This window comes from Streptomyces sp. NBC_01463, assembly GCA_036227345.1.
In the GTDB taxonomy this organism is placed as follows: Bacteria; Actinomycetota; Actinomycetes; order Streptomycetales; family Streptomycetaceae; genus Streptomyces.
The window spans coordinates 6,119,244-6,132,303 of record CP109468.1 but is presented as its reverse complement, the minus strand read 5'-3'; the positions used below and the strand labels follow the sequence as shown (position 1 = coordinate 6,132,303).

The window sequence follows — 13,060 nt, the reverse complement described above, 5'->3', positions numbered from 1 at the left end:
ATGGGTCGACTCCCGACCTCGCCGACTCCGAGAGACACGCGTGCTCATAAAACTCCTGCGGGCCTATCTCGGCCCGTACAAGAAGCCGATCGCGCTGCTGGTCGTCTTCCAGCTGCTGCAGACCTGCGCCACGCTCTATCTGCCCACCCTGAACGCCGACATCATTGACAACGGTGTCGTCCAGGGGGACACCAGCTACATCCTCCAGTACGGCGGCGTGATGATCGTCGTCAGCATCGCCCAGGTGGTCTGCAACATCGGGGCCGTCTACATCGGCGCCCGCACCGCGTCCGCGCTCGGCCGTGACGTCCGCGCGTCGGTCTTCGACCGGGTGCAGTCGTTCTCCTCGCGCGAGGTCGGCCGGTTCGGCGCTCCCTCGCTGATCACCCGTACGACCAATGACGTCCAGCAGGTCCAGATGCTGGCCCTGATGACGTTCACCCTGATGGTGTCGGCGCCGATCATGTGCGTCGGCGGCATCATCATGGCGCTCGGCCAGGACGTCCCGCTCTCCGCGGTGCTGCTCGCGGTGGTGCCGGTCCTCGGCATCGCGGTGAGTCTCATCGTGCGCAGGATGCGCCCGCTGTTCCGGACCATGCAGGAGCGGCTCGACACGGTGAACCGGGTGCTGCGCGAGCAGATCACCGGCAACCGGGTCATCCGCGCCTTCGTCCGCGACGGCTACGAGGAGGAGCGCTTCCGGGGCGCCAACACCGAACTGACGGACGTGGCGCTGTCCACGGGCCGGCTGATGGCACTGATGTTCCCGACCGTGATGACGGTCGTGAACGTGTCGTCGATCGCCGTCGTCTGGTTCGGCGCGCACCGCATCGAGAGCGGCGGGATGGAGATCGGCGCGCTGACGGCGTTCCTCTCCTATCTGATGCAGATCGTCATGTCGGTGATGATGGCCACCTTCATGTTCATGATGGTGCCGCGCGCCGAGGTCTGCGCGGAGCGCATCCAGGAGGTCCTGGAGACCGACTCCAGCGTGGTGCCGCCGGTGAAGCCGGTGCGGGAGCTGACCACCCACGGCCATCTGGAGGTGCGCGGCGCGGACTTCCGCTACCCCGGCGCCGAGGAGCCGGTGCTGCGCTCGGTGGACCTGGTGGCCCGGGCCGGCGAGACGACCGCGATCATCGGGTCGACGGGCAGCGGGAAGTCGACGCTGCTCGGTCTCGTACCCCGGCTGTTCGATGTGACGGACGGCCAGGTGCTGGTCGACGGGACGGACGTACGCACGCTGGATCCGGTGCTGCTGGCGAAGACCGTGAGTCTGGTCCCGCAGAAGCCGTACCTCTTCTCCGGGACGGTCGCGACGAACCTGCGGTACGGGAACCCGGACGCGACCGACGAGGAGCTGTGGCACGCGCTGGACATCGCGCAGGCCAAGGAGTTCGTCGAGGGTCTGGAGCACGGGCTCGACGCACCCATCGCGCAGGGTGGCACCAATGTCTCCGGCGGGCAGCGGCAGCGGCTCTCGATCGCCCGGACGCTGGTGCAGCGCCCGGAGATCTATCTGTTCGACGACTCCTTCTCGGCGCTGGACTACGCCACGGACGCGGCGCTGCGCGCGGCGCTGCTGCGGGAGACGTCCGGCGCGACGGTGGTGATCGTCGCCCAGCGGGTGTCCACCATCCGCGACGCCGACCGGATCCTGGTGCTGGACGAGGGCCGCGTCGTCGGCTCCGGCAGCCACCACGAGCTGATGGACGGCAATGAAACATACCGGGAGATCGTGCTCTCCCAGCTGACGGAAGCGGAGGCCGCGTAATGGCCGGGCCTGGCGGACGCATGATGGCGGGCGGGGCGCCGACCGAGCGGTCCATGGACTTCAAGGGCTCCTCGAAGCGGCTGCTGAAGCGCTTCGCGGCGGAGAAGGCCACGCTGTACGTGATGCTGGCGGCCGTCTCGCTGAGCGTGGCGCTCTCGGTGGTCGGCCCGAAGATCCTCGGCAAGGCGACCGACCTGGTGTTCGCAGGCGTCGTCGGACGGCAGATGCCGGTGGGGACGAGCAAGGAGCAGGCCATCGCGGGCCTGCACAAGTCCAACAGCGGCCTGGCCGACATGCTCTCCAAGGTGGACTTCACCCCGGGGCAGGGCATGGACTTCGACGCGATCGGCCGGGTGCTGCTGATGGCACTGGCCGTCTACGTCGGTGCCGGGCTCCTGATGCTGGTGTCGACGCGGCTGTCGATCCGGGTGATCAACCGCGTCGTCTTCCAGATGCGCGAGGACATCCAGACGAAACTGTCGCGGCTGCCCCTGTCGTACTTCGACCGGGCCAAGCGCGGCGAGGTGCTGAGCCGGGCGACCAACGACATAGACAACATCTCGCAGACGATGCAGCAGACGATGGGCCAGCTCATCAACTCGCTGCTCACCATCGTCGGCGTGCTGGTGATGATGTTCTGGATCTCGCCGCTGCTGGCGCTGGTCGCTCTGGTCACCGTGCCGCTCTCGGTGGTCGTGGCCACGAAGGTCGGCAAGCGCTCGCAGCCGCAGTTCGTCCAGCAGTGGAAGGTGACGGGCAAGCTCAACGCCCACATCGAGGAGATGTACACCGGGCACACCCTGGTGAAGGTCTTCGGCCGGCAGGAGGAGTCCGCGCGGGACTTCGCCGAGCAGAACGACGCGCTGTACGAGGCCGGGTTCAAGGCGCAGTTCAACAGCGGGATCATGCAGCCGCTGATGATGTTCGTGTCGAACCTGAACTATGTGCTGATCGCCGTCGTCGGCGGGCTGCGGGTCGCCTCCGGCGCCCTGTCGATCGGTGATGTGCAGGCCTTCATCCAGTACTCCCGGCAGTTCTCCATGCCGCTGACCCAGGTCGCCTCGATGGCGAACCTGGTGCAGTCCGGGGTGGCGTCCGCCGAGCGGATCTTCGAGCTGCTGGACGCCGAGGAGCAGGACGCCGACCCCTCGAAGGCCGAGGCCGAGTACCCCGGCGAGCTGCGCGGCAGCGTCTCGCTGGAGCACGTGTCGTTCCGCTACGCCCCGGAGAAGCCGCTCATCGAGGACCTGTCGCTGAGTGTCGAACCGGGCCACACGGTCGCGATCGTCGGCCCGACCGGCGCGGGCAAGACGACGCTGGTCAACCTGCTGATGCGCTTCTACGAGGTCACCGGGGGCCGGATCGCGCTCGACGGGACCGACATCGCGAAGATGTCGCGCGACGACCTGCGCTCGGGGATCGGCATGGTCCTCCAGGACACCTGGCTGTTCGGCGGGACCATCGCGGAGAACATCGCGTACGGCGCGTCGGGCGACGTCACCCGCGAGCAGATCGAGGAGGCGGCGCGGGCGGCCCACGCCGACCGCTTCATCCGCACCCTGCCCGACGGCTACGACACCCGGATCGACGACGAGGGCTCCGGCGTCAGCGCGGGCGAGAAGCAGCTGATCACCATCGCGCGGGCATTCCTGTCCGACCCGGTGATACTCGTGCTCGACGAGGCGACCAGCTCGGTCGACACCCGGACCGAGGTGCTGATCCAGAAGGCGATGGCGCGCCTCGCGCACGGCCGGACGAGCTTCGTCATCGCGCACCGGCTCTCCACCATCCGGGACGCCGACGTCATCCTGGTGATGGAGAACGGGTCGATCGTCGAGCAGGGCACGCACGACGAGCTGCTGAAGGCCCACGGCGCGTACGCCCGGCTGTACGCGGCCCAGTTCGCGCAGGCCGTCGCCGAGGTCGACTAGCCCCACCTCATCCGCGGCTGCCCGGACCCGCGCGCGTGCGCGTCAGTCCAGGTAGCCGCGGAGCTGGTCGGCGAAGGCGTGGTCCCGGAGCTTGCCGAGGGTCTTGGACTCGATCTGGCGGATGCGCTCACGGGTCACCCCGAAGATCCGCCCTATCTCCTCCAGCGTGCGCGGCCGCCCGTCGACCAGCCCGTACCGCAGCTGGACCACCTTGCGCTCGCGCTCGTTGAGCGTGGAGAGCACCGCCTCCAGGTGTTCGCGCAGCAGCAGGAAGGCCGCCGACTCGACCGGGGACGCGGCGTCCCCGTCCTCGATCAGGTCGCCCAGCGAGACGTCGTCCTCCTCGCCCACCGGGGCGTGCAGGGACACCGGTTCCTGGGCCAGGCGCAGCACCTCGCCGACCCGCTCCGGTGTCAGGTCGAGCTGGGCGGCGACCTCCTCGGGCGTCGGCTCGTAGCCGCGCTCCTGGAGCATCCGGCGCTGGACCCGGACGACGCGGTTGATCAGTTCGACGACGTGGACCGGGACCCGGATGGTCCGCGCCTGGTCGGCGAGGGCACGGGACATGGCCTGCCGGATCCACCACGTCGCGTACGTCGAGAACTTGTAGCCGCGGGCGTAGTCGAACTTCTCGACCGCCCGGATCAGTCCGAGGTTTCCCTCCTGGACCAGGTCCAGCATCGTCAGTCCGCGCCCGACGTAACGCTTGGCCACGGAGACGACGAGGCGCAGGTTGGCCTCGATGAGGCGGCGTTTGGCCATCCGCCCCATGACGACGAGGCGGTCCAGGTCGACGGCGAGGCGGGTGTCCGGGTCCGGGGTGCGGGCCAGGCGCTCCTCCGCGAACAGGCCGGCCTCGACCCGGCGGGCGAGCTCCACCTCGTCGGCTGCGGTGAGCAGCGGAATGCGGCCGATCTCGCGCAGGTACTGGCGGAACAGGTCGGACGACGGTCCGCCGGTCTCCGGACGGCTGCGCGGCTCCGGGGGTTCGGGGAGCTCCTGTTCCTCCATGACGGCCTCGGGCGGGTCCGGTGGCGCTTCGGCTGGTTCCTGCCGGGCGGGCAGGGGTGTCACCGGGTCCGCCGCGGCCTCCGGATGACGCACGGCCCGGGATTGCGCGGGGATTGCCGAGACACGCTCGGTTTCGGTCACGGTCCGGGTCTGCACGGGGGCGACCTCCAGGTGATCGCTGCCGGAGAGCGGGGATGGAGGACCACCGTTCGGTGGACGGGCCGCGCTCCGATGACTCAGGCACCGCCACCCAGTGTGGGGTACGACACACAGCCGCCACGAGGGGCGTGCGGGGACTTTCTGAGTTCGTTCCGTGACCGGGCGGTTACCGGAGCGGAGGACGCCGCGGCGGCGTCAGAGCGCGTCGGCGCCGTTGTTGCGCAGGGACTGGGCGTACTGCTGGAGGACCCAGACCTCGTTCTGCGCGGCGGCCAGGTGGTCCGGGGCGACATTGCTGCCGAGCCGGGCCAGGCTGCCCTGGACCTCGTTGATCCGGCGGTCCACGGCGCGCAGGCGGACGTGGACGAGCTGCTCGCCCGCGTACGCCTCGTCGATGGACTTGCCCCGGAAGACCTCGACCGCGAGCTCCGTGACCAGCTTGCGCACGGTGTCGTTGGGGGTCGCGTCGAGCACCTGGACGAGGTACTCGCGGGTCTCGGGGACGCCCAGCTCCGCGCCGCCCGCCTCCGCGATGCACTGGCGGACCGCGGCGTACGGCGGAGCGGTGAACTCGTCGACCCCGTAGGCGTCGAAGGCCGGGGAGACCAGGGCGGGCTTCTGCAGGGCGAGCTTCAGGAGCTCGCGCTCGGTGCGGTGGGCGGGGCTGCGGAGGTTGAGCGCGGGGCCCGAGGGGGCAACGGGCGCCTGGACCTCCTGGGGCCGGGAGCCGCCGCGGGCGCCCGGTGCGGGTCCCCTCTCGCCCCGGCCGCGGGCCCACTGGGCGAGCTGGTTGACCCGGTGCACGACGTACTCCTGGTCCAGGATGCCGACGAAGCCGGCGAGCTGGACGGCGACCTCCCGCTGCACGCTGCCCGTCTTGATCTTGGCCACGACCGGGGCGGCCTCGTCGAGCGCGGCGGCGCGGCCGGCCGGGGTCTCCAGGTCGTAGCGCGCGACGATCTGGCGGAGCGCGAACTCGAAGAGCGGGGTGCGGGGTTCGACCAGGTCGCAGACGGCCTGGTCGCCCTTGGCGAGACGCAGATCGCACGGGTCCATGTTGTCCGGGGCGATCGCGATGTAGGTCTCGGCGGCGAACTTCTGGTCGTCCTCGAAGGCGCGCAGGGCGGCCTTCTGGCCGGCCGCGTCACCGTCGAAGGTGAAGATCACCCGGGCGCTGCCGTTGTCCATCAGGAGGCGGCGCAGGATCTTGATGTGGTCGCCGCCGAACGCCGTGCCGCAGGTGGCGATGGCGGTGGTGATCCCGGCGAGATGGCAGGCCATCACGTCCGTGTAGCCCTCGACGACGACGGCCCGGCTGGACTTCGCGATGTCCTTCTTGGCCAGGTCGATGCCGTACAGCACCTGGGACTTCTTGTAGATCGCGGTCTCGGGGGTGTTGAGGTACTTCGGACCGTTGTCGTCGTCGCGCAGCTTGCGGGCGCCGAAGCCGACGATGTCGCCCGAGGTGTCGCTGATCGGCCACATCAGCCGGCCGCGGAAGCGGTCGATGGGGCCGCGCCTGCCGTCCTGGGAGAGGCCGGAGCCGATCAGCTCCTTGTCGCTGAAGCCCTTGCCGCGCAGATAGCGGGTCAGGTGGTCCCAGCCGGCCGGGCTGTAGCCCACCCCGAAGTGGGCGGCCGCCGCCTGGTCGAAGCCGCGCTCGGCGAGGAACTTACGGCCGATCTCGGCCTCGGGGCCGTCGAGCTGTTCGACGTAGAACTGGGCGGCCGCCTTGTGCGCCTCGACCAGCCTGATCCGCTCACCGCGCTGGTGGGACGGGTTGTACCCGCCCTCCTCGTACCGCAGGGTGATGCCGGCCTTGGCGGCGAGCCGCTCCACGACCTCGGCGAACGTCAGGTGATCGATCTTCTGCACGAAGGCGATCGTGTCGCCGCCCTCCTGGCAGCCGAAGCAGTGGAAGAGGCCCTTGCTCGGGCTGACCTGGAAGGAGGGGGACTTCTCGTCGTGGAAGGGGCAGAGGCCCTTGAGGTTTCCGCCGCCCGCGTTGCGCAGCTGGAGGTACTCGGAAACGACGGCGTCGATCGGGACCGCGTCCCGGACCGCCTTCACGTCGTCGTCATTGATCCTGCCTGCCACGCGTGAAGTCTACGGGTGAGCTACGACAACCGACGCCGGGTGCGGGGTGCGGGGTGCGGGGTGCTGTGGTGCGGGGTTCCATCCTCAATCGCCGGACGGGCTTGTTGGTGCGGGTTCCCCGCGACCCGGGGGCGCCTGCCCGGTGGGTGGGGGTCCGGTGCCCCTCCGGGGCGTCTCCTCAGACGACGAACGTTTCCAGTCCCACGCAGCGGGAGCCCGGAATCCGTTCGTCGTCCTGCGGGGACTCCCCTGCACGGCCCCGGACCCGGCCGTCCCGCGTCTGCGGCAGTCGTTTCGCCGGTGTTCAGACGCACGTGAGAGTGGGTGGGGGCGTGCAGGGGCGTCCCCGCAGAAAAATGGCGTAATACCCGGCCCCCGCTACGTCTCCGGTTGCCACGCCAGTTTTTGAGGAGACGCCCCGGAGGGCCCCCACCCCCACCCACCGGACATTCGCGCCCCGCGGGGGACCCGCACAAAAGCCCGTCCGGCGTTTGAGGACGGAACCCCCAGCCACGGACCGGCACCGTTCAGATCAGGGACTCCAGGGGGACGGACGGGTCGGCGAGGGCGTCCGGGTCTACCGGCTGGGCGGCCCGGATCAGTTCCTGCACGGTTTCCGTGACGTCCCACACGTTCACGTTCATCCCGGCGAGCACCTTGCGGTCCTTCAGCCAGAACGCGATGAACTCGCGCTTGCCCGCGTCGCCGCGGATCACGACCTGGTCGTAGCTGCCGGGCGGCGCCCAGCCCGAGTACTCGAGGCCGAGGTCGTACTGGTCGGAGAAGAAGTACGGCACCCGGTCGTAGGAGACCTCCTGGCCGAGCATGGCGCGGGCCGCCGCCGGTCCGCTGTTCAGCGCGTTGGCCCAGTGCTCCACCCGCAGCCGGGTGCCGAGCAGCGGGTGGGCCACGTTGGCCACGTCACCGGCGGCGAAGACGTGCGGGTCGCTGGTGCGCAGCGAGGCGTCCACGGCGATGCCGCCGCCCTGGGCGCGCGGGACGGTCTCCAGCCCGGCGGCCTCGGCGAGGGCGGCCCGCGGGGCGGCGCCGATCGCGGCGAGGACGTCGTGGGCGGGGTGCTCCTCGCCGTCGTCGGTGCGGACCGCGAGGACCATGCCGTCCTGGCCGACGATCTCGGTGAGCCGGCCGCCGAAGTGGAAGCGGACGCCGTGGTCGCTGTGCAGGTCGGTGAAGATCTGTCCGAGCTCGGGGCCGATGACGCGGAGCAGCGGGGTGGCCTCCGGTTCGACGACGGTGACCTCGGCGCCGTAGCCGCGGGCCGCCGCCGCGACCTCCAGGCCGATCCAGCCGGCCCCGGCGATCACCAGGTGGCCGTTGTCGCGGCCGAGCGCGGCGAGGACGTTGCGCAGCCGGTCGGCGTGGGCCAGGCGGCGCAGATGGTGGACGCCCGCCAGGCCGGTGCCGGGGATGTCGAGGCGGCGCGGTTCGGCGCCGGTCGCCAGCAGCAGCTTGTCGTAGTGGATGACCGTGCCGTCGCCGAGCTCCACGGAGCGGGCCTCACGGTTCAGTGCGGTGACGGGCTGGCCGAGGTGGAGTTCGACGTCGGCCCCCGCGTACCAGGCGGTCTCGTGGACGAAGACGCTGTCGCGGTCCTCCTTCCCGGCCAGGTATCCCTTGGACAGCGGTGGACGTTCGTACGGGTGGTCGCGTTCGTCGCCGATCAGGATGACCCGGCCGCTGAACCCCTCCGACCGGAGCGTCTCCGCTGCCTTCGCTCCGGCCAGTCCTCCGCCGACAATGACGAACGTCCGATGTGCGTCGACCACTTGATGCCTCCTCGGTGCTTGCTGCACGGCGCCAACTGCGAGCGTCCCGCACGCAGCGTGATGGCGAAAGGGGGTGTGACCCGATCAGGTCACGCCCCGTGATCATGGGCCGGTGTGCCGGCCGGGGCCCGCACACCTGGAGCAGGGGTGCCCTCAGCCGCGCGGAGCGGTGAGCGAGAGGTGCAGGGTACGGGCCGAGGCGTCGGTCAGGGCGGCGATCTGGTCGACCAGGACCCGCTTGCGGGCCCGGTCGTCGGGGGCCGCCTCGTAGAGCGCGCGCAGCTGGGGCTCCAGTCCCTCCGGTGCCCGGGCGGTCAGGGCGGCGGCCAGTTCGGCGATGATGATGCGCTGGTCGGCGCGGATCGCCTCCTGTTCGGCGCGCTGCATGACGTACCGGTCGGCGACCGCCTTGAGGACCGCGCATTCGTGGCGGGCCTCGCGGGGGACGACGAGCTCGGCCGCGTATCTGCCCAGGCGCCCGGTGCCGTGAGCCTGCCGGGTCGCGCTCTCGGCGGCGAGGCAGAAGCGGCCGATCAGCTGGCTGGTCGCGTCCTTGAGCCGGGCCTGGGCGACGGCCGATCCGTCGTAGCCGTGCGGCCACCAGTCCTGGCCGATCAGGCGGTCCAGGGCGTCGGACAGTTCCTGCGGATCGGTGTCCGCCGGGACGTACCGTCCGATGGCGACGGCCCAGATCTCCTGGCGCTCCGGTTCGGCGTCGAGGCAGTTGGGGTCGATGTGGCCGGCGTGCAGCCCGTCCTCGAAGTCGTGCACCGAGTACGCCACGTCGTCGGACCAGTCCATCACCTGGGCCTCGAAGCACTTGCGGTCCTGCGGGGCGCCCTTGCGGAACCAGTGGAAGACCGGCAGGTCGTCCTCGTACACCCCGAACTTCGGTGAGCCGGGGTCGGTGGGGTGGGCGCCCCGGGGCCAGGGGTACTTCGTGGCGGCGTCGAGCGCGGCGCGGGTGAGGTTGAGTCCGACGCTGGCCGGCTCACCGGTGCGGGTGTCGGGGACGAAGCGCTTGGGTTCGAGCCGGGTCAGCAGCCGCAGCGACTGGGCGTTGCCCTCGAATCCGCCGCAGTCGGAGGCGAAGTCGTTGAGCGCCTGTTCGCCGTTGTGCCCGAAGGGCGGGTGGCCCATGTCGTGGGAGAGGCAGGCCGTCTCGACCAGGTCGGGGTCGCAGCCGAGCGCGGCGCCGAGTTCCCGGCCGACCTGGGCGCACTCCAGCGAGTGCGTGAGCCGGGTCCGCGGGCTGGCGTCCCAGGCGTGACTGCGGGTGCCGGGGGTGACGACCTGGGTCTTCCCGGCGAGTCTGCGCAGCGCGGCGGAGTGCAGCACCCGGGCGCGGTCGCGCTGGAAGGCGGTGCGTCCCGGCCGTTTGTCCGGTTCGGTGTCCCAGCGCTCGGCGTCGGCGGCACCGTAGGGAGCCGTGCCGGGGTCCTGCGTGCCGTACGTACTGTCCGTGCCGTCGAAGCCGTCGATGCCGTCCATGGGGTCGACAGTAATCGGCCGCGCCGACAGGAAGGCTCAGGCAGAGGCCAGGAATCGTGTGTTCATCAGGCTTTCGTGTGCGGCCGCCCGTGCCTGGTCGTAGCGGTGCAGGAGCAGTCGTGCCATCGCCGGGTGGGCGCCGAGCGGGGCGGCGGCGATCCAGGGGGCGGCCCCTGCCGCGGCGGACGCGAAGCGTCCGGGGGCGGTGAAGTACGAGGCGACGGCGACCCGTCGGCGGCCTCGGGCGGCCAGGGCGCGCAGGGCGGCCGGGACGGTCGGTGTCGCCGCGGAGGCGTACGCGGGCACGACGGGCACCCCGCCGAGCCGCTCGCTGAGCAGCTGCGCCGTGCGGCGCGTGCCGGCGGCCGATTCGGGGTCCCGCGATCCGGCGGCGGCCAGCACCACGGCGCTGTCGCGGCTCCCGTCGTCCGAGGGGCGCCAGCCCGCCTCGGCGAGCCGGCCGTGTAGCGCCTCGACCAGCAGCGGGTGCGGTCCGAGGGGGCCCGCGGTGCGGGTGCGCAGGGCGGGTGCGCCGGCGACGGCCTCCGGGATGTCCTGCTTCACGTGGTAGCCGCGGCCGAGCAGCAGCGGCACGAGGACCGCCTCGCCGCTGCCCAGGGTGTGCAGGGTCTGCGGGAGGAGGGGTTCGTTGAGCTCGATGTGGCCGAGCCGGACGTCGAGCCCCGGCCGCAGCTCCCGTACCCGGTCCAGGAGTTCCGTCACCGTGTGCAGCGCCCGCGGGTCCCGGCTGCCGTGCGCGACGGCGACGAGGGCGGGGGCGGCGGGGGTCAGCGGGCTCACGTTGCGGTGCGGGGGCTGCTGCCGGGTGCGGTGCATGGGCCGTCGGGTTCCGTTCAGGGAGACGAGGCTGAGCTGGGTGCCGAGCTGTGCGGTGATGCGGGTCAACATTTGCGCCGTGCTGTCGAGAGGCGGGGACTCCTGGGGGTTTTCCGGTGCCGACTCCGTCATGGACCGATGGTGCCGGGTGCAGGTTGCCGCCTCGTTGCGCGCCGGTCACGGGCGTTTTCCGCCGCCTCACCGGCGGCTCCTGGCCGCTGTCAGGTCGCGGGTTCGGGCCGTACCCGCGAGGCGAAGAGCCGCTCGATGACGTCGGCGACCCCGTCCTCCTCGTTGGTGGCGGTGTGCACCGGCACGGCGGCGAGCACGGCCGGGTGGGCGTTGGCCATGGCGTAGCCGGTTCCGGCCCAGGCGAGGACGGTGAGGTCGTTGGGCATGTCGCCGAAGGCGATGACCTCGCCGGCTTCGATGCCCCGCCCGGCGCAGAGCGCTGCCAGGGTGCCGGCCTTGGTGACGCCCGGCGCGCTGATCTCCAGCAGGCCGCGCCCGCCCGAGTGGGTGAGCTGCACCTCGTCGCCCGCGCCCTGCCGGACGGCGGCCAGCAGGGTGTCGGCGTCGAGCCGGTCCGACCAGGCGAGCAGCTTGGTGACGGGGGCCTCGGTCAGCCACAGGTCGGCGAGGGAGGGGACGGGGAGTTCGGCGCCGACGTCCTCGGACATGCGCAGCCGGTAGGCGGGTTCGTACAGCACCTGGTTGCCGGTCTCCAGGGCGAAGCCGATCCCGGGGATCACGGCGGCGATTGCGGTGGCGACCCGCTGGGCGGTGGTGAGGGGCAGGACGCGGGAGGAGACGACGGTGCGGGTCGCGATGTCGTAGACGAGGGCGCCGTTGCTGCACACCGCGGTGCCCAGCAGGCCGGTGGCCTCGGCGAGCCGGTCGACGAAGCGGGGCGGCCTCGCGGTGACGATGACGATCTCCGCGCCGGCGTCCTCCGCCGTGCGCAGGGCTCTCAGGGTGCGCGGCGAGAGGGTGCCGTCGTTACGGAGCAGGGTGCCGTCCAGATCGGACGCGATCAGCCGGGGAAGCAACATCGGCCGATGCTACCGACAGCCCTGGCGGAGAACCGTTTCGGCCGTCTGCTCGTCAAGCGAGGGGGACGGTACGACACGACAAAAGGGATGGGGGCTCCGATGCGGCTGAGGCCACGGAGCGGAGGGGCGGTGCTGGCGCGGCTGCGGAAGGCCGCCCGGTTGCGGCCGCGGCTGCCGCGGACCCGGCGGGGGCGGCGGCGGGCCGTGCAGGGCGTGATGGCCGCCTGTGTGCTGGCGCTGGCTCCGGCCACCTGGATGCACACGGTCGCGGACGCCCGGGTCAGGACCGCGGCGGACGTGCCCGCGCAGCAGGTCGCGGTGGTGTTCGGGGCGGGGCTGTGGGACGGGAAGCCGTCCCCGTACCTCGCGAACCGGCTGCGGACCGCGGCCGGGCTCTACCGGGACGGGAAGGTGAAGGTCGTGCTGGTGACCGGTGACAACAGCCGGAAGGAGTACGACGAGCCGGACGCGATGCGCACCTTCCTCGTCGCGCACGGCGTGCCGGACACCAGGATCGTCAGCGACTTCGCCGGCTTCGACACCTGGGACTCGTGCGTGCGGGCCAGGAAGATCTTCGGGGTGGACCGGGCGGTGCTGGTGAGCCAGGGCTTCCACATCCGGCGCGCGATCGCGCTGTGCCGGGCGGCGGGCATCGACGCGTACGGCGTCGGGGTCGACGCCGTACACGATGTGACCTGGTACTACGGCGGCACCCGGGAGGTGTTCGCGGCGGGGAAGGCGGCCCTGGACGCCCTGTTCACCCCGGACCCGCACTTCCTGGGGCCGCGGGAGACGGGCGTGACGCGGGCCCTCGCCGAGGCCGCCCGGTGACCGTGCGGCCGCACCTCACCGCCGGGTGCCGGGCGGGCTGAGGTGCGCGTACCGGCGGTGTAACCGGGAGCGGGCGTCCGTGTAACACCC

Annotated in this window: 9 protein-coding genes; 3 read left to right on the top strand and 6 right to left on the bottom strand. The window is 71.5% G+C overall.

Going from position 1 to position 13,060, the window contains the following annotated elements; genetic code table 11:
- Positions 1–40: 40 nt before the first annotated feature.
- Together OG521_27065 and OG521_27060 are read left to right on the top strand one after the other, a co-directional pair.
- Positions 41–1,774: an ABC transporter ATP-binding protein/permease gene (locus OG521_27065; protein WUW24229.1), complete on the top strand. Its 1,734-nt coding sequence runs from the start codon at positions 41–43 to the stop codon at positions 1,772–1,774.
- Positions 1,774–3,705, top strand: coding sequence for an ABC transporter ATP-binding protein/permease (locus OG521_27060; GenBank protein ID WUW24228.1), 1,932 nt, complete (start codon positions 1,774–1,776; stop codon positions 3,703–3,705). Before OG521_27065 ends, OG521_27060 begins: the two co-directional genes overlap by 1 nt.
- Before the next feature lie 42 nt (positions 3,706–3,747).
- Here OG521_27060 and OG521_27055 read toward each other — a convergent pair whose 3' ends face one another.
- The 6 genes from OG521_27055 to OG521_27030 all read right to left on the bottom strand — a co-directional run bounded on the left by OG521_27055 (position 3,748) and on the right by OG521_27030 (position 12,124).
- On the bottom strand, positions 3,748–4,887 hold the full coding sequence (locus OG521_27055) for an RNA polymerase sigma factor (GenBank protein WUW26811.1): 1,140 nt from the start codon (positions 4,885–4,887) through the stop codon (positions 3,748–3,750).
- Between the two features lie 183 nt (positions 4,888–5,070).
- Complete coding sequence (gene dnaG / locus OG521_27050; GenBank protein ID WUW24227.1) at positions 5,071–6,972, bottom strand: DNA primase; 1,902 nt, start codon at positions 6,970–6,972, stop codon at positions 5,071–5,073.
- Between the two features lie 527 nt (positions 6,973–7,499).
- Entirely contained in the window at positions 7,500–8,759 is a 1,260-nt protein-coding gene (locus OG521_27045; protein ID WUW24226.1) for an FAD-dependent oxidoreductase, read from the bottom strand.
- 153 nt (positions 8,760–8,912) lie between these two features.
- The gene (locus OG521_27040; GenBank protein WUW24225.1) at positions 8,913–10,250 is read right to left on the bottom strand and encodes a deoxyguanosinetriphosphate triphosphohydrolase; all 1,338 of its coding nucleotides are present in this window, start codon (positions 10,248–10,250) and stop codon (positions 8,913–8,915) included.
- Between the two features lie 36 nt (positions 10,251–10,286).
- A complete protein-coding gene (locus tag OG521_27035; GenBank protein ID WUW24224.1) occupies positions 10,287–11,219 on the bottom strand; it encodes a sirohydrochlorin chelatase in 933 nt (310 codons plus the stop codon).
- Between the two features lie 89 nt (positions 11,220–11,308).
- On the bottom strand, positions 11,309–12,124 hold the full coding sequence (locus OG521_27030; protein ID WUW26810.1) for a Cof-type HAD-IIB family hydrolase: 816 nt from the start codon (positions 12,122–12,124) through the stop codon (positions 11,309–11,311).
- 114 nt (positions 12,125–12,238) lie between these two features.
- Between OG521_27030 and OG521_27025 the strand changes: the two genes are divergently transcribed.
- On the top strand, positions 12,239–12,970 hold the full coding sequence (locus OG521_27025; GenBank protein ID WUW24223.1) for a YdcF family protein: 732 nt from the start codon (positions 12,239–12,241) through the stop codon (positions 12,968–12,970).
- Positions 12,971–13,060 lie beyond the last annotated feature (90 nt).